Raw genomic sequence first — 18,613 nt, 5'->3', positions numbered from 1 at the left:
TTGCCACACCGTGCGGCGCGACCGCCGAACCCGCCCACTCGTCGGGCCGGCGGTCACCGCCGGGGCAGAGGTCAGTCGAAGACCGGTCCCTCGTCGCGGGTGCGCTTGAGTTCGTAGAAATGCGGGTAGGCGGCGAGGGTGACCGCCGCGTCCCACAGCTTCCCGGCCTCCTCGCCGCGCGGTATCCGCGACAACACCGGACCGAAGAAAGCGACCCCGTTGATATGGATGGTGGGTGTGCCCACGTCCTGGCCGACCTTGTCCATACCGGCATGGTGGCTGGCGCGCAGTTCCTCGTCGTAGTCGGTGCTTTCGGCGGCCGCGGCCAGCGATGCGGGCAGGCCCACCTCTTCCAGGGCGTCGGCGACGACGGCGGCCAGGGTTTCCGCCCGACTATCGCGCTCGTATTCGTCCCGACGGTTGTGGATGCGGGTGCCCATGGCGGTGTAGAGCGGAGAGAGCACCTTGTCGCCGTGTTCCCGGGCGGCCGCGATCGCCACCCGCACCGGCCCCCAGGCGCTCTTCATCATTTCCTGGTACTCCGGCGGCAGATCCCGGCCCTCGTTGAGTACCGCCAGGCTCATGACGTGGAAGCGGGCCTCGATATCACGTACCTTCTCGACCTCGAGGATCCAGCGGGAGGTGATCCAGCACCATGGGCACAGGGGGTCGAACCAGAAATCGGCCACGTCTTTCGTGGTGTCTCGTGCAGTGTCTCGGCCCGACTCGGTCACGGGGTTGTCCTCTCCGTTCGGCATGAAGCGGCGGCTGTCACCGCCCTCTTTCCAGCAACCACGCCGACACGGTATTCGTTCCCGATTTCCGCGGATCGCCGGCCGATACAGCCACTAGGGTGGCGTTCAGGAGTTCGGCTCGCTGTTCGATTCGACCGCGATCAAGGAGCCCACTATGACCTCTACGCGCCATTTCGTCGTCGTAGGCGGTGGCCTGGCCGGGGCCAAGGTGGCCCACGCGCTACGCGAGAACGATTTCGACGGAACCATCACCCTGATCGGCGCGGAGGAACACCTCCCGTACGAACGGCCACCACTGTCCAAGGAATATCTGGCGGGGAAGAAGGATCCGGCGGACTTCACCGTCGAATCGGCCGCCTGGTACCGCGACCACCATATCGATCTGCGGCTCGGCACCGAGGTCACCGCGATCGACCGAGCCTCCCGGACCGTCGCACTGCCCGACGGATCGACCCTGGGCTACGACAAGCTGGCATTGGCCACCGGGGCCACCCCGCGCCGACTGCCGGTCCCGGGCACCGACGCCGAGGGGGTGTACACCCTGCGCACCCTGGAGGACTCCGACGCGCTCATCCGTCTGTTCGGCACCGCGCACCGGCTGGCCGTGATCGGGGCGGGCTGGATCGGGCTCGAGGTAACCGCGGCGGCCCGGGCGGCCGGTGTCGAGGTGACGATCGTGGAGGCGGCGCGGACACCGTTGCTCGGCGCACTCGGCCCGGAGATGGGGGCGGTGTTCGCGGACCTGCATCGCGCGCACGGGGTCGAGCTGCGCTTCGAGACGCAGGTGGAGCGGATCGTCACCGACGGTGGCCGGGCGGTCGGGGTGCGGTTGGGTGACGGCACCACCATCGACGCCGACGCCGTCCTGGTCGCGGTGGGCGCGAAACCGAATATCGAACTCGCGGCGGCAGCCGGGCTCGAGGTCGCCGACGGTGTCCTGGTCGACGCGGGTCTGACCACCAGCGATCCGGATATCGTGGCCGTCGGGGATATCGCCGAACAGCAGCATCCGCTGTTCGGCCGCCGGATCCGGGTGGAGCATTGGGCGAACGCGTTGAACCAACCCGCGGTGGCCGCGGCCACCATGCTGGGAAAGCACGCCGTCTACGACCGCCTACCGTACTTCTTCACCGACCAGTACGACCTCGGGATGGAGTACACCGGCCACACCGCCGCCGGTGACCACGCGCGGGTCGTGGTGCGCGGTGATCTCGCCGGTCGGGAGTTCGTGGCCTTCTGGTTGGACTCGGTCGATCGGGTACTGGCCGGGATGAATGTCAATGTCTGGGATGTGGGCGACCGGATCAAGGAGCTCATCCGTTCGGGCGACCCGGTCGATCCCGAGCGCCTCGCGGATACCTCCACCTCGCTGTAGTCACGACAGAGCACCCGACCCACCATCATGTGATCTACATCACGCATGACTCCTGTCAGGAATTCGGCGGGCGTCTCGTTCAGAGGGCAAGCGAACAGACAGGAGCGAGACCATGCAGCACCGCATCATCATCCTCGGGGCCGGATACGCCGGGGCCTTCGCCGCCGGTATCCTCGCCCGCCGCCTGCACCGCGCCGACGTCGAGATCACCGTCGTCAACGCCGAACCCGATTTCGTCGAACGAATGCGCCTACACCAGCTCGCCGCCGGGCGAGAACTGCGCCGCCACGATCTGGGGAAGATATTCGCGGGCACCGGTATCCGGTTGCGCGTCGCGCGGGTCACCGCCCTCGACGCCACCCGCCGAACCGTCACCGTGACCGACGGCTCGGGCACCGAACACCTCGAATACGACACTCTCCTCTACGCGTTGGGCAGCGCCGGCGACGACCACGGTGTTCCGGGAGCGGCCGAGCACGCCTTCCACGTCGCCGAACGCCCGTCGGCGCTACGGTTGCGCCGATGCCTGGACGAATTGGACGGCAATGGGACGGTGCTGGTCGTCGGCGGGAACCTGACCGCGATCGAGGCCGCCACCGAAATCGCCGAATCCCGTCCCGGACTCCGGGTCACCCTGGCGACCAGCGGCGAGTTGGGGGGATGGTTGGGCCCGCAGGCCCGTCGTCACCTGGCGCGCGCCTTCGACAGGTTCGGTATCACGGTCCATGAGCACGCCACCATAGAACGCGTCGAGGCGACGAGGGCCGTCACCACCGACGGCATCGCCTTCGCCACAGATGCCACCGTATGGGCCGCAGGCTTCGCCGTTCACCCGCTCGCCGCCGCCGGTGGGCTCGCCGTGACGGACAGCGGCCGGATCAGGGTCGACCGCATGATGCGGTCGGTATCGCACCCGGGGGTCTATGTGGCCGGTGACAGTGTTTTCGTCCTCGGCGACAACGGCAGACCGCTGCCCATGTCCTGCGCATCGGCGGGATTCACCGGTATGCAGGCGGCGGCCACGATCATCGGCGATCTGACCGGGCGCAAAATCGCGAAAACCTCCCTGGCCTATGTCGGCAACCACATAAGCCTCGGACGTAAGGATGCGATCTTCCAGCTGGTCGACGGCGACGCGCGGTCGAGACGCTGGGCGCTACGCGGTCGGCCGGCGGCACACATCAAATCGGCCATTCTCGCGGCCGGGCCGTGGAACATCGCCCACCCGACCTACGGCCTACCGAGCCGCAAATACCGTGTGGGCAGCACATCCGATGATTCGGCCGAGGCGATTGCCGCCTAGGGTGGCGACCATGGACACCGCGGCGGCGGAGCATTTCCAGGCCGGTCGGGACCGGCTGGCCTCACTCGCCTACCGCCTGCTCGGCTCGGCCGCCGACGCCGAGGACACCGTGCAGGACGCGTTCCTGCGCTGGCAGGCGGCCGATCGGGACCGTATCGAGGTGCCGGAGGCATGGCTGACCAAGATCGTCACCAATCTGGCGCTCGACCGCCTCCGTTCGGCCCGGGCGCGACGCGAGCGCGCGGTCGGCGCCTGGTTGCCCGAACCGCTGCTCGACGGCGACCCCATGCTGGGCCCGGCCGACACCGTCGAACAACGCGAATCGGTGACCCTGGCGGTACTGACGCTCATGGAACGTCTCTCTCCGGTCGAACGGGCCGTATACGTACTGCGCGAGGCGTTCTCCTACAGCCACGCCGAGCTGGCCGAGATCCTCGACATCACCGAGTCCGCGAGCCAACAGCATCTCCACCGGGCTCGGCGGCGGATCGCCGCCGAACACCGCCCGCAGGAAATCGACCACGCCGGGGCCCGCCGAATCGTCGAGGCGTTCGTCGCCGCCGCCTCCTCGGGCCGGACCGAACGACTGGTCGCGCTGCTGACCGACGACGCGACCGTGATCTCCGACGGCGCCGGACTGGGCGAGAAATTGCTGCGCTACACGTCCCCCGCACGGATCGCCATTGTGATGCGGGCGGCCTTCAAACCCTCCGCGGCGAAACGGAAATTGGCCGGCGGCTCTCCTTCGATCCACGCCGGCGTGGTCAACGGTTCCCCGGCCATGATCGCCGCATTCGACGACCGTGTGGTGGGAGTCGTGGTTCTGGAGGTCCGCGACGGCCGGATCGCGACCGTGCGCGGCATGGCCGGCCCGGCCCGACTCGGTCGCCTCTCCGCGCAATGGCGTCGGCGTGAGCACGACGCACCTCTCGTCGAGTTGTGGTGACCGAACTACCGATCCGAGCCGATTCCGGAGTTGCGCCGCGGCGCCGGCAGGCCGCGCCGATGTCCGAGGTACAACAGCAGCACGGTCGCCGCCGAGCAGACCAAGACCGAGACAATGCTCGCCTCCGGTCCGAAACCTCCCCCCGACAGCCAATCGGGCCCGGTCGTGACCGCGGCGAACAGGGATTCGCGTGCCTCACTCCCGGAGGCCACGGTACCGAAGAGCGCCACCGTGGCGACGTTCCAGCCGAAGTGCAGACCGATGGCCGCCCACAGCGAGCCGGTCGCGAGGTAGACGGCACCGAGCAACAGACCCGCCTCGACGGCGATGGCAATCGCCCCCCACAACGATGCATCGGGATTGATCAGATGCACGAGACCGAAGATCAGGGCGGATACGACGAGCGCGACCGTGGCACCCCAACGACCCTGGAGGAGCCGGAAGACGATACCGCGGAAGAACACTTCCTCCGCGACGGCGACGGTGCACATGGAACCGACCACCGCGAGGGCGCCGGAAGCCGATCCCCACCCGTTTATTCGATACACGCCGGAGAGGGCGAGGACGCCCATCACCACCGCGGCGAGACCCGATCCGCACACCGCACCGACCACGAGGTGCGGCCCGCCGCCGCGACGAGGGAGCTCGACGACGTGACGGCGCTCGACGCGGCGGCCGGCCCACAGATACAGCCAGGCCACCGCGCACGCCAGTGCGGGCCCCACAATGAGGGCGAGTACGGGGTTGCGGACTGCCGAAGCAATGGAATTCGATACCAGCATCACGGCGGCGAAACCCACGACCATAATCGCCACCCGACCTTTACCCGGGATGCTCGAGACCACCCGAGTCCGGAACTCATCCCATCGGGCCAACCTCACCACCTATTTCTGTTGGTCGCGTAACGCTTGCGGGCGGCGTCCTGTGCCTCGTCGACCTGCGGGGCGTAGTTGCCGACCTTCTCGATCAGCGGATCGACCTTGTCCATGTTCCGACCCGCGAGGGTGGGCACTTCGTTCGCCGGCCCGTTGAAAACCCATGGTGCGCACCTCACTTCGACCCGCTACGGCGATAACGATACTCAGCCGATTCGCGGCAAGCGGCAAACCATGACCACAACGGTCATCGCGTTTCGCCGAGCCGGGCAAGGTACCGAAAGCAGCCGCTGTCAACCCGATCCACATGGCGGACAGAGCCTTTGAGTTTCGTTGGCGCCCGGATCGCGTCCGAGGTCGTCCGGCCGGCGCTTCCCGGACCTGCCACAGGACGCTGCCGACACAATGCCTCGCCAGGTTCAAGCCCCATCAGTCGCCCGGTACGGGAACGATGGGTCCCGCCGGGTTCGTCCGGCCTGCCGGCGGCGGTGTCAGCGCTGTCGCCGCGGGACCGGAAGAATGCGCGCCACCACCACCCCCTCGCTGGGATGGAGCCAGCATTTGCAGGGGCAAGGGCAGCGCCTGCTGAGCGCCCGGCGGCTTCCCACCGGGCGGGGCGCTCGGCGCCGAGCCGCCACACGGTCTCCCCGGATCGATCCGTGCGGCATCGCATGGCAGTGGTGTGGTCTGCTCCGCGTGGGCGGTCGCGCATGCGATTCCGGTGACGAGCAGCAGTCCCAATACCGGGACCACGGCGGCCGACCTACGTCGCATCGTCATCACCACCAGATCGGATCACCGTAGACGGCGACCGAATTGTCCGCGGTGGATGTCGACATCGACGCGATCGCATACGAACGCAAACTGACCGGCCCCGCGCAGGCATCGACCTTGATCTGCACCTGCTCCGCCGTCACCGAACCATGCGGTCCCTCGAGGTCTTTGGTGCCGAACGGGATCGTGGTGATGGTTCCCGGTTTCGGGGTGAACGAAAGACTCGGGAGCGCCAATGCGCTCCCACCGATGCTGACACCCGGGGCCGGCAGCACCGTGATCCCCACATTCGGACCGATCGCCGCCGACAGCCCCATCGTGAGACCATTGGAAACATCCACCTGGCAACCGATTTGATACCCGTAGGTCACACTAGCCGCGTTCACCGGGTTTTTCCCCTTCCCGGTGATATCGGCCACCGCTTTCAGACTGACGAACCCTTCGTGCGTGAACGGTGTGGCAGCCAGATTCGGCACCCGGTCGAAGGTTTCCGCGGTCTTGGTGACCCGTAATACCCAGCCGTCATCGGTGGTCGTGGACCGGGATTTGTCCGCCATCGCATCGGCAGTGGCCGGGCCGGCGGTCGGAACGAGAAACGCTGCTGCCGCCAGCACACACCCCGCGACGGCACCGTAGTACTTCATCGGACTCCTAGAACTTCACAAGGAGTATCCAGGATGTCATGCAATCGGCCGTCGAACAGCCCCCTCTCGAAACCGATTCGATCGATCATGGGACCGCCGGTCCGAAGTGATTCGTGGCGAGCACGGCACCGACGAATGCCCCGCCGTCGTGGTCCGGCCCCGGAATCCACGCCCGCTCCGAATATCGGTGGTCCTGCCGAGGTGGCCGCGGTCTCCTGCTGCGAATCGTCGGGGATGTGAGATCGTTGCCGTGATCGAATATCGGAAGAGAGGCCGATATGACGCCCACTGTTCCCAGGGGTCCCCTCGGACCGGTCGTCGCGAAGCTCAGAAACGGGGTCCAGCGTTTGAGTAAAGTCCCGAAACGCACCTCCGCGACCTATAACAGCTTTGCCTCCGACCTTCGTCGCGGAGCGAACCGGCTGCAGGCGAGCAAGATCGATTCCGCGGACAAACTTCGATGGATGGTGGCGGGAGCCGCGGCAGCCACAGGAGCCATGACGTTGGGGCACTTGGCGCACGAGTACTTCGACTCGGACGAGACCGAGCCCCCGGCGGAGAGCAAGCCCCCGGCGCCCGAAAGCCTCCCGATCGAATCCGAACTCGACGAAACCGTGCTGCGCTATGCCGATATGTCCCCCTTCCTCCGCGAACAGTTGAAGAAGCTGAAGGCCGAGGGATGGCAGATCGGCTACGGCGACGCCGATGCCGCCGGCGCTGTGGACGACAAACCGGCCGCCCTCAACGGCCTGACCCGATACAGCACCAAACAGATCGTTATCGATAACGACCTGAAGGGGGATCCGTTACAGGCCACCGCCACCTTGGCACATGAAGTGGGGCATGCGTATTCCGGTGCGTTCCGCGCGATTATCGATCCCCCGACTCCCGGCGAGGAATACTCTGCCTGGCTCGAACGGAATATGCGTATGCGTTACCTCGCCGAAGCCGAGAGTGAACTCATCAATGCCCGGGTGCGGCAGGAGGTCATGGACCACGGCGGTCCCGATATCAAAGGTCTCGACAAGACGACCGAGTACCTGTACGAGCAGCAGCGTACGGGAAAACTTTCCCACGACAAAGCCCGCGCCGCGCTGGCAGATGTAATGAGTACCAGACCGCATGAATTTTACCTGAGCCGCCTCGAAAAAATCTGGGACGAGCACTATGCCCAGTCACACGGACCATCGGAGCAAAAGAACGAGAAGCCGCCACTCCCGGCACCACCGGGCCATTCGGACAGCAACCCGGTCGTCGTTCCTCCCGATGGAAAAAGCACGGGTATGGTGGGCGGCTACGTCGGCTCTGCCCCCCCTGATGGACCACCCGCCACCTACAAGCCACCCACCCCCGAAACACCGTAGGCCCTGACGAACCGGGCATCGGGCAGGTCACCGCTCGCGGTCGAGCCGTGGCCCTCTCACACGATGATCGATTGCGTGTTTCGCGGCCCGCCCGGCGGTCGAAACGAGAAACGCTATCGCCGTCAGCACGCCCCCACGACGGCACCGTAGTACTTCATCGGACTCCTGGAATCCCGCAAGGAGTATCCGGATGTCATGCAATCGACCGTCGAACAGCCCTCATGCAGCAGCCGACCCGGAGTGGCCCATGGAGAACTCGACATCGAAGGATGCCACCGTGTCCTCGTGGTCCGGCTTCCAAGGTCCGTGTATCGATGGTCGTACCACGATGGTCACAATCCTCTATTTCGAATCGTCACACCGGTGAGATTATCGGTTGTGATCGAAATCGGGCGGAAGGCCGGATATGACACCCATTGCCCCCAAAGGCCCCCTCGGCCCGGTCGTCAAGAAGCTCAAGGACGGGGTCGAGCGTTCGGGTCGCGTCCCGAAGCGCACTGCCGCGACCTATAACCGCTTTGCTCTCAACATTCGTAACGGCGCGAATCATCACCTATCGAGCGACCCTACGTTCGGGGACAAACTTCTGTGGGCATCACTGGGAGGGGCGACAGTGTTGGGAGTTTTTGCGCTGACGGACTTGAAGCACGAGTACTTCGACTCGGACGAGGCCGAGCCCCCGGTGGATACAAGCCCCCCGATCGAATCCGAACTCGACGAAACCGTGCTGCGCTATGCCGATATGTCCCCCTTCCTCCGCGAACAGTTGAAGAAGCTGAAGGCCGAGGGGTGGCAGATCGGCTACGGCGAAATCGACTCGCTCGGTTACACCTTCGGCGCTGCCAAGAAGATCGTCATCGACAACGATGTCAAGGGTGATCCATTGTGGGCCACCGCCATCCTGGCGCACGAGGTGGGCCACGCATACCCCGATGCGTTCCATGCGATTATCGATCCGCCGACCCCCGGTGAGAGGTACCCCGACTGGCTTGAACGGAATATGCGTATGCGTCTCCTCGGCGAAGCCGAAAGCGGGCTGGTCACCGCCCGGGTACGCCAGGAAATCCTGGACCGCGGCGGTCCCGATATCGGCCATATCAGCGATTCGACCATCAAGGCCTACGAGCTGGAGCGCGCCGGAGGACTGACTCGCGACGAAAGCCGCCAGTTCTTGGCGGACACATTGAACGAACGCGGGTACGAGCACTACCGGTCCGAACTCGAAAAACATTGGGACGAGAACTACGCCCAATCCCACGGACCGTCGGAGGAGGAGAAGGAGGCACCGCCGCCCTCGCCGAACCCGGACCGTGGGGAGAAGGAGAAGGCGGTACCGCCGGAGAAGGGGGCAGTACCGCCACCGGAAAACCCGGGCCGTTCGGACGGCATCCCGGCCCCGGGCGCCATTCCCCCCATGGGAGAGAACATCCCCCCCGATGGAGAGAACTCGGGCCTATCGAGCTCCGACGACACCGGCTCCGCTCCGATGCCCCCGGATTATCCACCCATCGCCGGAACACCGTAGGCGCTATCGAACCGAGCATCGACAGGTCATCGCTCATGGTGATGGATCTCGCGACCGCGCACCTGGCGATGCGCACCCATATCGACTGCTGGAGCGCGATCTGTCCACCGCGCCGCCAGGCCGAACAGCACCTTGTGGAGGCCGGACGACTCGTACCCCGCGTCGAGTGGCCGAATATGGGATGAACCGCCCGAACGGATCACCAGGTGCGGCCGGTGATCCGTTCGTAGGCCTCGATGTACTTGCGGCGGGTGGCCTCGACGATATCGGCGGGGATTTCCGGCCCGGGCGGCTCCTTGTCCCAACCGGTGGAGGTGGCCCAGTCGCGGACGAACTGTTTGTCGAACGAGCGCTGCGGGCGGCCCGGCTCCCATTCGTCGGCCGGCCAGAACCGCGACGAGTCGGAGGTGAGCACCTCGTCGCCGAGGGTGAGCGCATCCCCGTCCCAGCCGAACTCCACCTTGGTGTCGGCCACGATCACCCCGCGTTGCGCAGCGTGCGCGGCACCGCGGGTGTAGATGTCGAGGGTGAGATCACGCAGTTTCTCGGCGACCTCCCGCCCCTCCTGGTTCACCACGTCGTCGAAGGTCATGGGCTCGTCGTGGCCGGTGTCGGAGACCTTGGTGGTGGGCGTGAAGATCGGTTCGGGCAGTTTGTCGCCCTCCCGCAGCCCCGGCGGCAGCTTCACCCCGCACACCGACCCGGTGCGCTGGTATTCCTTCAGTCCCGACCCCACCAGGTAGCCGCGCGCGATGCACTCCACCAGCACCATCTTCAGCGGTTTCACCCGCAGGGCGCGACCGGCGAACTCCGCGGGGACGTCGGTGGCCGACAGCACGTGGTTGGGGATATCGGCGAAGTAGTCGAACCACCAGGCCGACAATTGGGTGAGCAGCGCGCCCTTGTCCGGGACAGGGGTGGGCAGGGACACGTCGTAGACCGACACCCGGTCGGAGGCGACAATCAGAAGAGTGTCGCCGTCGGCATACAGGTCGCGCACCTTTCCGGCATGCACATGCTTCACGTCGCGGCTCCGATCATCGATAGGGTTTCCCGTAGGCATATTGCCCGCGCGGGCCACCCTACCGGCGTGGCAGTGTGTCCCTTGTTACCCGTGTCGTTTCCCCGATTCCAAGGAGTCCGATGTCCGCACCGAATCTCACCCGCGACCAGGCGATCGAGCGCGCCGAGATCGTCTCGGTCGACAACTACCGCATCGAACTCGACCTGACCGACGGAGCGGGCGCACCGGGCGAGCAGACGTTTTTCTCCCGCAGCACGGTCACCTTCACCGCGAAGCCGGGGGCGAGCACATTCGTCGATATCGTCGCCCGCTCGGTGCGGTCGGCGGTGCTCAACGGCACCCCGATCGACGTCTCCGACTACGACGAATCCACCGGCATCACCCTGACCGGACTGGCCGAAACCAATGAACTGGTGGTGGAGGCCGACTGCGAGTACTCGCACACCGGGGAGGGTCTACACCGGTTCGTCGACCCCACCGACGATGCGGTGTATCTGTATTCGCAGTTCGAGACGGCCGATGCCAAACGCATGTTCGCCTGCTTCGACCAGCCGGACCTCAAGGCCACCTTCGATATGGAGGTCACCGCCCCCGCCGATTGGAAGGTCATCTCCAACGGCGCCCCGATCCCCGGCGGGGATTCCGGCCGGCACCGGTTCGCGACCACCCCGCGGATGAGCACCTATCTGGTGGCGCTCATCGCCGGCCCGTACGCCGAATGGACCGATACCTACACCGACGAGCACGGCAGCATCCCGCTCGGCCTCTACTGCCGGGCCTCACTGGCCGAGTACATGGACGCCGAGCGGCTGTTCACCGAGACCAAACAGGGTTTCGGGTTCTATCACCGCAACTTCGGCATGCCGTACGTGTTCGGCAAATACGACCAGCTGTTCGTCCCCGAGTTCAATGCCGGCGCCATGGAGAACGCGGGCGCGGTAACCTTCCTGGAGGACTATGTCTTCCGGTCCAAGGTCACCCGGGCCTCCTATGAGCGACGCGCCGAAACCGTGCTGCACGAGATGGCGCATATGTGGTTCGGCGATCTGGTCACCATGAAGTGGTGGGACGACCTGTGGTTGAACGAGTCGTTCGCCACCTTCGCCTCGGTGCTGTGTCAGGCAGAGGCCACCGAGTACACCAATGCGTGGACCACCTTCGCCAATGTGGAGAAGTCGTGGGCGTACCGACAGGACCAGCTGCCGTCCACCCACCCGATCGCCGCTGATATCCCCGATCTGGCGGCGGTGGAGGTCAACTTCGACGGCATCACCTACGCCAAGGGCGCGAGTGTGCTCAAACAGCTGGTGGCCTATGTGGGATTGGAGCCGTTCCTGGCCGGTCTGCGCGAGTACTTCGCCGAGCACGCGTACGGTAACGCCACCTTCGACGATCTGCTGTCCGCCCTGGAGAAGTCCTCGGGTCGGGACCTGTCCACCTGGGGCGCGCAGTGGCTCAAGACCACCGGTCTGAACATTCTGCGCCCGGATTTCACCATCGACGCCGAGGGCCGGTTCACCTCCTTCGCGGTGATCCAGGAAGGCGCCGACCCCGGCGCCGGGGAGCGCCGGGTACACCGGCTGGCCATCGGCGTCTACGACGACCGTGACGGCGCCCTGGTCCGCACCCATCGGGTGGAACTGGACCTGGACGCCACCGAACGCACCGAGGTGCCGGACCTGGTCGGTATCCCGCGCGGAAAGTTCGTGCTGATCAACGATGACGACCTCACCTACTGCTCGGTGCGGCTGGACCCCGATTCGCTCGACGTGCTCATCAACCGCATCGCCGATATCGCCGAACCGCTGCCACGCACCCTGGCCTGGTCGGCGGCCTGGGAGATGACCCGGCAGGCCGAGCTGCGGGCCCGGGATTTCGTGGCGCTGGTGCAGCGCGGGATCGGCGCCGAAACGGAGATCGGCGTGGTGCAGCGGCTGCTCATGCAGGCCAATACCGCGCTGCGCAGCTATGCCGACCCCACCTGGGCCGACGCCACCGGTTGGACGGACTTCGCGAACCGACTGTTGGAACTGGCCCGGGAGGCCGAACCCGGCTCCGACCATCAGTTGGCCTTCGTCAATGCCCTCACCGGCGCCAAGCTCTCCGCCTGGCACACGGAGGTGCTGCGCGAACTCCTGGACGGCGACCCGGCCCGGGTCGGCCTGCCGGGTCTGGTGGTGGACACCGATCTGCGCTGGCGACTGGTCACCGCACTGGCGGCGTCCGGGGAGATCGACGCCGACGGCCCGGACACCCCGACCATCGACGCCGAACTGAGCAAGGATCCGACGGCGGCGGGCCGGCGTCAGGCTGCTGCGGCGGCCACCGCCCGCCCGATCGCCGCGGTGAAGGAGATGGCGTGGTCCACGGTGATGGGCGACGATTCGGTGCCCAACATCACCGCTCGCTCGATTGTCGGCGGTTTCGCGCCGGCCGGGCAGCAGGACCTGCTGATGCCGTATGTGGACCGATACTTCGCCGAGATCCCCGATGTGTGGGAGCGCCGCTCCAGCGAAGTGGCGCAGACAGTGGTCGTCGGGCTCTACCCGGCATGGGCGATCAGCGAGGAGGCCGTCGCCAAGGCCGACGAATTCCTCGCCCAGGATCACCCGCCGGCGCTGCGCCGTCTGGTCAGCGAGGGTAAGGCCGGTATCGAGCGGTCGCTGCGCGCCCGCGCCTTCGACGCCTCCTGACCCATAGGGGGCCGTTCGCGCATTCGCAGCGGTCCCCTACCCGGTGATTTCCCCGCCTCCATGTAGGTGACCTCGTATCTGCGAGTTCACCCGGGAACGAAGATCCGGGGCCACGGAACCGCAAAGGGTTGCGGCCCGTCTCGCGTGGGCACGTCCGAGGCGCATGCGCTCGAAGGCGCGAGTTCCGGACGCGCACACGCGAGACCCATCAGGGCCGCAACCCCGTGCCGGCGGAGCCGGCGTAATTCGACACAGCCTGTACAAGTCCTACACGGCGGCGGCCATGACCCGCAGAGCGGAGATCAGGCCGTCGATGAGGTCGCCCTGGCGGATCGAGCTCAGCGCCGCGGTCACACCCAGCTGGCAGACCCGGTCGTTGGCGCGGTCGGCGACATCCTTACCGGAGCGAACCTCCACGGCCCGGTCGTTGGGGGAGACAGCGATGAGCACCGAGCGCGCCGCCTCCGGGGTGGTCGGGAACAGCGCGTCCACCGCGGCGGCCGGATCCTCACCGAGGTCGCCGATGTAGATGTTGAACCGAATCTTGGTGGCGCGGGTCACCTCGGTGAGAACATTGTCCACGGCCAACCGTTCGTTATTGCTGAACGGGGCTTCCTTGAACACATCACCGGCCTCGTGCACGCCCGAGACACGTCCGCTGCTGGTGAGCGCGTAGCCGCGAGGCAACTCCGACTCGATCACCGCCGGCCATTTAGAACCTGCCACTTGCCCGGCCTCCGATCAGCTCTTTCCGGTTCGATTCAAGGGCTTCGAACGCCGCATGCTCACCATGCGACGATTCGCTCACGTCGTAGTGGCCGAGCCCGGTCACCTCGTCGGTGGCACTCCACAGCACGGGCTCCGAGGTCCACGGCTTACTCAGGTCGTAGTGGACCGGCTTCTCGCCGGGCAACGGCTTACCGAGAAACGACAAGCCGGCGATTATGAGGTAGATCCCCAGCGGGATACCGGCGAAAACCGCCACTGTCTCGAGAATGCTCACGAATCAACGGTAGACGATGGTGTGTAGTAGTTGATCACGAGGTGGTCACCATGCGGTGTTGACCAGGGAATTCGCCGCCATTTCGAGATAGTCGAGCAGTTGGCGGCGGTGGGCGTCGTCGAGGATCTCCGGTTCGATCTCGGCGACGGCGATGCGCATACAGCGCAACCAGGCGTCCCGCTGCACCGGCCCCACCTCGAACGGCATGTGCCGCATCCGCAGCCGCGGGTGGCCGCGCTCGTCGGAATAGGTGCGCGGACCACCCCAATACTGTTCGAGGAACATCCGCAGCCGCCGCTCGGCCGGACCCAGATCCTCCTCCGGATACATCGGGCGCAGGATCTCGTCGGCGGCCACCTCACGGTAGAACGCGGAGACGATCCGTCGGAACGTCTCCGCGCCCCCGACGGCCTCGTAGAACGATGTCGCTGTCTGCTCGCCCGAACTCATACACCTCTCGATTCACCGATTCACCCCCGCGTGCGCCCCCGCACTCCATTGTGCCCGTCCGCACCCGTCGCGCTTCAGCCACAGTTAACCGATCTTTGTGCAAAATAGTCGTGCGCGACGGCCTGTTCCATGGTCAACTGGTTTGCAGTATCCGGATTGCGATACCACATGATCTTGAAAAGCAGGAATTGGGGTCGACATGAAGCACCGGAACGGCGCCCGACCACAGGAGGCGAGAGCTCATCGACAACTGAAGCCCGCCGACGTCCACGCTCGTGGGTCGGGGGCTCCTCCGTTGCAGCTGTTGTCCGATCACCATTCCGGTTCCCGGCATGCCGGGGACTCCGCTCGTTCCGTCGATTCCGACTCCACTCCCACGTCCTCCACTCCCACGTCCACCCGGTCCGCCGCACCGGTCACCGGCACCAACTGGCTCAAACGCCGGGTGCTGTTGCTGAACGCCACCTACGAACCACTCACCGCATTGACCGCGCGCCGCGCCATTGTCCTGCTCGTCTGCGATAAGGCCGACGCCATCCATCACGACCCCACCGGACCGGTCCTGCACTCGGCCGGCGGCGCCGTCGCCATCCCCTCCGTGATCCGATTGCGCACCTATGTGCGTGTCCCCTACCGGGCCCGCGTCCCCATGACCCGCGCCGCGCTCATGCAGCGCGACCGCTACCGGTGCGGCTACTGCGGCGGCAAGGCCGAAACCATCGATCACGTCATACCGCGCAGCCGTGGCGGTGAACACAGCTGGGAGAACTGTGTCGCCAGCTGCGCCCCCTGTAACCACCGCAAGGCCGACAAACTGCTCAGTGAACTGGGCTGGACCCTGCGCACCCAGCTGGTGTCGCCGAAGGGCCCGCACTGGCGGTTGCTGTCGACGGTCAACGAACTCGACCCGGTGTGGTTGCAGTATCTGGGGGAGGGCGCGGCCTGAGCTGCTCCCGGCGACACCGGCACAGTCGGGTATGAACTGGAGGCGACCGAGATCGTCACGGGCGAACCGGTAGGGCTATCGAGGGGTCAGTGGTAGGGAGCCGGTGCGACGGCGGGCAATCGAACCGTAGCGGGCGTCCAGGCGCAGCCAGGTATTGGTGGCGCGCACGCGAACGATCTCCGAGGCGGGGATACGCCGGGGGTCTGCCTTCTCGCCCGAGTGCGGGATGAAGTCCATGGCGGTGAGGGCGAACACCACCCGCATGGGCACTTGGACCTGTGTCCGTTCCTCCGAGACGGTCAGGACGGTTTGATCCAGCAGGGAGGCGGGGGGACCGTGGCCGGACCCGTGTGCCCTGGCCAGACCGACCCCGCGTTCGGCGAGCTCCACCAGGGTTCGCGCCGGAACGTCGTCGACATGTCCGAAACCGGTGTCCGGGGGTAATGCGCCCCGCCAGGCGGAGTCCAGCGAGTATCCGAGGTCGATGGGGTCCGTCGTGCCCAACCCGCTCAACACGGTGTCGGCGCCGACCGTGACATCGTCGACGCCCAGTTCGGCGACCACGGTGCGGGTTGCCAAGGCCTCGAAACCGGTGGCTACCCAGGCCGCCACATATCGGTCCCCGCGCCGGCGCAGCCGCACCACCGCCGCCGGGTCCAGGCGCACGGCCCGGGTGAGGAAGGTGGCGAGATTCTCGCGTTCGGCCGGGTCCTCGACATACAGCACCCGCTGATCGAGGTTCACGGCCGGACCATCACCCCGGCGGCGTTCAGAATTTCCACTGCGCCAGATATTCGCGTTCCGCATCGGTGAGCCGGCGCAGGCGCTGGGTCTGGATATCGAAGGCGGCGAGCTGGGTGGAAGCCAGCACGGCCGGCGGCGAATCCGGTGCCGCACCCGCCGCGCGCACCTCGTAGGCGACGGTGAAATCCACCGCCCGCAATTGCTCGATCCACATGGCGACATCGAGCGGGGTGTCCTCGTGCCGCAGCTGGCCGCGGTAACGGACGTGCAGGTCGGCGAGAACACAGCCGTTGCGCAGCGCGGCTGTGGGACGTCCCTCCTCGAACAGCCACGGAATCCGAGCCTCCTCCAGCAAGGTCACCATTCGCGCGTGGTTGACGTGCTGGAAGGCGTCCATATCGGACCACCTGATGGCCACCGGGGTGTGGAAACGCCGAGGGGCAAGAACCGCCCCGGCGTCGCCGCGAACGCGGTCCGTCGCGTTACCGTTGCGCGAAACGGCATTCGTCACCGTGGTACCTCCGATTGGGCGCCCACCCCGCTCACCATGCTGCGCACCTGCCGCGCTGCAACCGACAACGTGGCGAGATCGTGGGCCCCGGACTCGAACAACTCCGACAGCGCGGCTCTGGCCCGCCCGAGTCGTGACTGATTCTTGGATTCCCAGTATGCAATTTTCTCGTCGGCTGTCTCCTCCGGATCACCGCCGGTGAGCACATCGAGGGTGAGCGAACGTAGCGAGCTGTACATATCGTCGCGCAGCGCGAGCCGCGCCAACGCATGCCAGCGGTCACCACGTTCCAGATGGCTCACGGCCTCGAGCAGCCAATCTATCCGCAGGTGTTCGTTCAGCGCATAGTACAGCGACCCCACCTCGTCGCCGGAGCGATCGGTGATGTCCGCGATATCGATCACATCGAGCAGGGGGAACATGTTCAGCAGCCCGAACACCTCGGTCGCCAGGTCGAGCGGGGCGCCTTGCGCGACCACTTCGGCGGCCCGCTCGGTGAGGGAGGCGATATGGTGCCCGCGCAACCAACCGGGCACCTTCGGCGCCAGCTCCCGCACGCCCCGGCTGTACCGATTGACCTCGGCGCCGACGGCGATCGGCTGCGGGCGATTGGTGAGCAGCCAGCGCGAGGCCCGGTCGAGGGTGCGTTTGGTTTCCAATTCCAGTCGGTCCCGTACGGCGGTCGAGGCGTCGGCGCTGCGAATACGGGCCCAGATATCGTGCAGGCCGAATATCTCGGTGGCGGCGGTGAAGGCCCGCACCGTATCGGTGGCCGTGGCGCCGACCTCCTCGCTCAGCCGGAAGCTGTAGGTGATCCCGCCGTAGTCTACCAGTTCGTTGGCGATCATGGTGGTGACGATTTCCCGGCGCAACCGGTGTTTCTTGATTGCGGCGCCGAATCGGCTGCGCAGCGGCGGCGGGAAATACTCGGGCAGGCGCGCCGAGAAATAGGCGCTGTCGGGCAGATCGGTGGCGAGCAGTTCGGACTTCAGGGTGAGTTTCACGTGCGCCAGCAGATTCGCCAACTCCGGTGAAGTGAGCGCAGTGCCCTCCTCCATACGGCGTTTGATCTCCGCGTCCGTGGGCAATGCTTCCAATTCCCGGTCCAGGCCACGGGATTCCAATTCCGCGATCAACCGGCGGTGCACATTGAGCATTCGCGGTGCCTCGGCGCGGGAAATGCCCATGAGGAAGTTCTGGGACACATTGTCCTGCAGCACCATATCCGCCACGGTGTCGGTCATCGAGGCCAGCAGCGGATTGCGTTCGGATTCCGGCAACAGCCCGGATTTCACCACGCCGTCCAGCAAAACCTTGATATTGACCTCGTGGTCGGAGCAGTCCACACCCGCCGAATTGTCCAGGGCGTCGGTGTTCATCTTGCCACCGTGGCGGCAGAACTCGATCCGCCCCAATGCCGTGACCCCGAGGTTGCCGCCCTCACCGATCACCTTGACCCGCAACCGGTTCGCATCCACCCGCACCGCGTCGTTGGACTTGTCCCCCACATCGGCATTGGTCTCGGTACTGGCCTTGATATAGGTACCGATACCGCCGTTCCACAACAGATCCACCGGCGCGAGCAGGATTGCGCGAATGAGTTCCGGTGGGGCCAGCGAGGTCACATCATCGGCCAGACCGAGCGCGGCCCTGGCCTCCGGGCTTATCGGCACCGCCTTCA

The 18,613-nt window shown here is 66.1% G+C and carries 20 protein-coding genes; 8 read left to right on the top strand and 12 right to left on the bottom strand.

Annotated elements, in window-relative coordinates; genetic code table 11:
* Positions 1-71: 71 nt before the first annotated feature.
* Complete coding sequence (locus ON32_RS05970) at positions 72-734, bottom strand: mycothiol-dependent nitroreductase Rv2466c family protein (RefSeq protein ID WP_040789405.1); 663 nt, start codon at positions 732-734, stop codon at positions 72-74.
* A gap of 175 nt (positions 735-909) precedes the next feature.
* Between ON32_RS05970 and ON32_RS05965 the strand changes: the two genes are divergently transcribed.
* The 3 genes from ON32_RS05965 (at position 910) to ON32_RS05955 (ending at position 4,379) form a co-directional block, all read left to right on the top strand.
* Positions 910-2,130 (top strand): NAD(P)/FAD-dependent oxidoreductase, encoded by a 1,221-nt coding sequence (locus ON32_RS05965; protein WP_040789404.1) that lies wholly within the window; start codon positions 910-912, stop codon positions 2,128-2,130.
* A 112-nt stretch (positions 2,131-2,242) separates the two neighbouring features.
* Positions 2,243-3,433 (top strand): NAD(P)/FAD-dependent oxidoreductase, encoded by a 1,191-nt coding sequence (locus tag ON32_RS05960; protein WP_040789403.1) that lies wholly within the window; start codon positions 2,243-2,245, stop codon positions 3,431-3,433.
* A 10-nt stretch (positions 3,434-3,443) separates the two neighbouring features.
* Positions 3,444-4,379 (top strand): sigma-70 family RNA polymerase sigma factor, encoded by a 936-nt coding sequence (locus ON32_RS05955; RefSeq protein ID WP_040789443.1) that lies wholly within the window; start codon positions 3,444-3,446, stop codon positions 4,377-4,379.
* Between the two features lie 5 nt (positions 4,380-4,384).
* Here the strand turns inward: ON32_RS05955 and ON32_RS05950 are convergent, their stop codons facing one another.
* The 4 genes from ON32_RS05950 to ON32_RS05945 all read right to left on the bottom strand — a co-directional run bounded on the left by ON32_RS05950 (position 4,385) and on the right by ON32_RS05945 (position 6,672).
* Positions 4,385-5,185, bottom strand: coding sequence for a CPBP family intramembrane glutamic endopeptidase (locus tag ON32_RS05950; protein ID WP_040789441.1), 801 nt, complete (start codon positions 5,183-5,185; stop codon positions 4,385-4,387).
* 71 nt (positions 5,186-5,256) lie between these two features.
* Positions 5,257-5,433 carry an antitoxin gene (locus tag ON32_RS28725; RefSeq protein WP_157224093.1) on the bottom strand — a complete coding sequence of 59 codons (177 nt, stop codon included), beginning with the start codon at positions 5,431-5,433 and terminating at the stop codon, positions 5,257-5,259.
* Between the two features lie 250 nt (positions 5,434-5,683).
* Positions 5,684-6,028, bottom strand: a complete 345-nt coding sequence (locus ON32_RS28720; RefSeq protein WP_157224092.1) for a hypothetical protein — start codon at positions 6,026-6,028, stop codon at positions 5,684-5,686.
* 5 nt (positions 6,029-6,033) lie between these two features.
* The gene (locus ON32_RS05945; protein ID WP_051132913.1) at positions 6,034-6,672 is read right to left on the bottom strand and encodes an MspA family porin; all 639 of its coding nucleotides are present in this window, start codon (positions 6,670-6,672) and stop codon (positions 6,034-6,036) included.
* A 278-nt stretch (positions 6,673-6,950) separates the two neighbouring features.
* Between ON32_RS05945 and ON32_RS05940 the strand changes: the two genes are divergently transcribed.
* From ON32_RS05940 to ON32_RS29535, 3 genes are all read left to right on the top strand, one after another.
* The gene (locus ON32_RS05940) at positions 6,951-8,036 is read left to right on the top strand and encodes a hypothetical protein (protein ID WP_157224091.1); all 1,086 of its coding nucleotides are present in this window, start codon (positions 6,951-6,953) and stop codon (positions 8,034-8,036) included.
* A gap of 682 nt (positions 8,037-8,718) precedes the next feature.
* Complete coding sequence (locus tag ON32_RS05935) at positions 8,719-9,561, top strand: hypothetical protein (RefSeq protein WP_157224090.1); 843 nt, start codon at positions 8,719-8,721, stop codon at positions 9,559-9,561.
* A 35-nt stretch (positions 9,562-9,596) separates the two neighbouring features.
* A complete protein-coding gene (locus tag ON32_RS29535; protein ID WP_157224089.1) occupies positions 9,597-9,746 on the top strand; it encodes a hypothetical protein in 150 nt (49 codons plus the stop codon).
* A 14-nt stretch (positions 9,747-9,760) separates the two neighbouring features.
* On the opposite strand, the gene ON32_RS05930 is transcribed toward ON32_RS29535, so the two are convergent.
* The gene (locus ON32_RS05930; protein WP_040789397.1) at positions 9,761-10,585 is read right to left on the bottom strand and encodes a phosphoribosylaminoimidazolesuccinocarboxamide synthase; all 825 of its coding nucleotides are present in this window, start codon (positions 10,583-10,585) and stop codon (positions 9,761-9,763) included.
* Positions 10,586-10,704: 119 nt separating this feature from the next.
* Here ON32_RS05930 and pepN point away from each other — a divergent pair, with 119 nt between their 5' ends.
* Complete coding sequence (pepN, locus tag ON32_RS05925) at positions 10,705-13,278, top strand: aminopeptidase N (RefSeq protein WP_040789396.1); 2,574 nt, start codon at positions 10,705-10,707, stop codon at positions 13,276-13,278.
* Between the two features lie 267 nt (positions 13,279-13,545).
* Here pepN and ON32_RS05920 read toward each other — a convergent pair whose 3' ends face one another.
* Genes ON32_RS05920 through ON32_RS05910 form a run of 3 tightly spaced genes read right to left on the bottom strand, consistent with a single transcriptional unit; the run spans position 13,546 to position 14,731 of the window.
* Complete coding sequence (locus tag ON32_RS05920) at positions 13,546-14,004, bottom strand: DUF5130 domain-containing protein (protein ID WP_051132912.1); 459 nt, start codon at positions 14,002-14,004, stop codon at positions 13,546-13,548.
* The gene (gene ctaJ, locus ON32_RS05915; RefSeq protein WP_040789392.1) at positions 13,991-14,281 is read right to left on the bottom strand and encodes an aa3-type cytochrome oxidase subunit CtaJ; all 291 of its coding nucleotides are present in this window, start codon (positions 14,279-14,281) and stop codon (positions 13,991-13,993) included. Before ctaJ ends, ON32_RS05920 begins: the two co-directional genes overlap by 14 nt.
* A 45-nt stretch (positions 14,282-14,326) precedes the next feature.
* Complete coding sequence (locus tag ON32_RS05910; RefSeq protein ID WP_040789390.1) at positions 14,327-14,731, bottom strand: globin; 405 nt, start codon at positions 14,729-14,731, stop codon at positions 14,327-14,329.
* 199 nt (positions 14,732-14,930) lie between these two features.
* On the opposite strand from ON32_RS05910, the gene ON32_RS05905 reads away from it, so the two are divergent.
* Complete coding sequence (locus ON32_RS05905; RefSeq protein ID WP_245550831.1) at positions 14,931-15,677, top strand: HNH endonuclease; 747 nt, start codon at positions 14,931-14,933, stop codon at positions 15,675-15,677.
* 75 nt (positions 15,678-15,752) lie between these two features.
* Here the strand turns inward: ON32_RS05905 and ON32_RS05900 are convergent, their stop codons facing one another.
* From ON32_RS05900 to ON32_RS05890, 3 genes are all read right to left on the bottom strand, one after another.
* Positions 15,753-16,421: a DUF8185 domain-containing protein gene (locus ON32_RS05900; protein WP_040789388.1), complete on the bottom strand. Its 669-nt coding sequence runs from the start codon at positions 16,419-16,421 to the stop codon at positions 15,753-15,755.
* A 25-nt stretch (positions 16,422-16,446) separates the two neighbouring features.
* Positions 16,447-16,839, bottom strand: coding sequence for an acyl-CoA thioesterase (locus ON32_RS05895; protein WP_373284278.1), 393 nt, complete (start codon positions 16,837-16,839; stop codon positions 16,447-16,449).
* A gap of 89 nt (positions 16,840-16,928) precedes the next feature.
* On the bottom strand, positions 16,929-18,613 hold a 1,685-nt coding region (locus ON32_RS05890), incomplete at its 5' end, for an NAD-glutamate dehydrogenase domain-containing protein (RefSeq protein WP_040789384.1).

It is taken from the genome of Nocardia paucivorans NBRC 100373, assembly GCF_000308675.1.
GTDB lineage: Bacteria > Actinomycetota > Actinomycetes > Mycobacteriales > Mycobacteriaceae > Nocardia > Nocardia paucivorans.
Note: the sequence above shows the minus strand (reverse complement) of the source record. Positions and strands in the feature narration are given on the sequence as shown.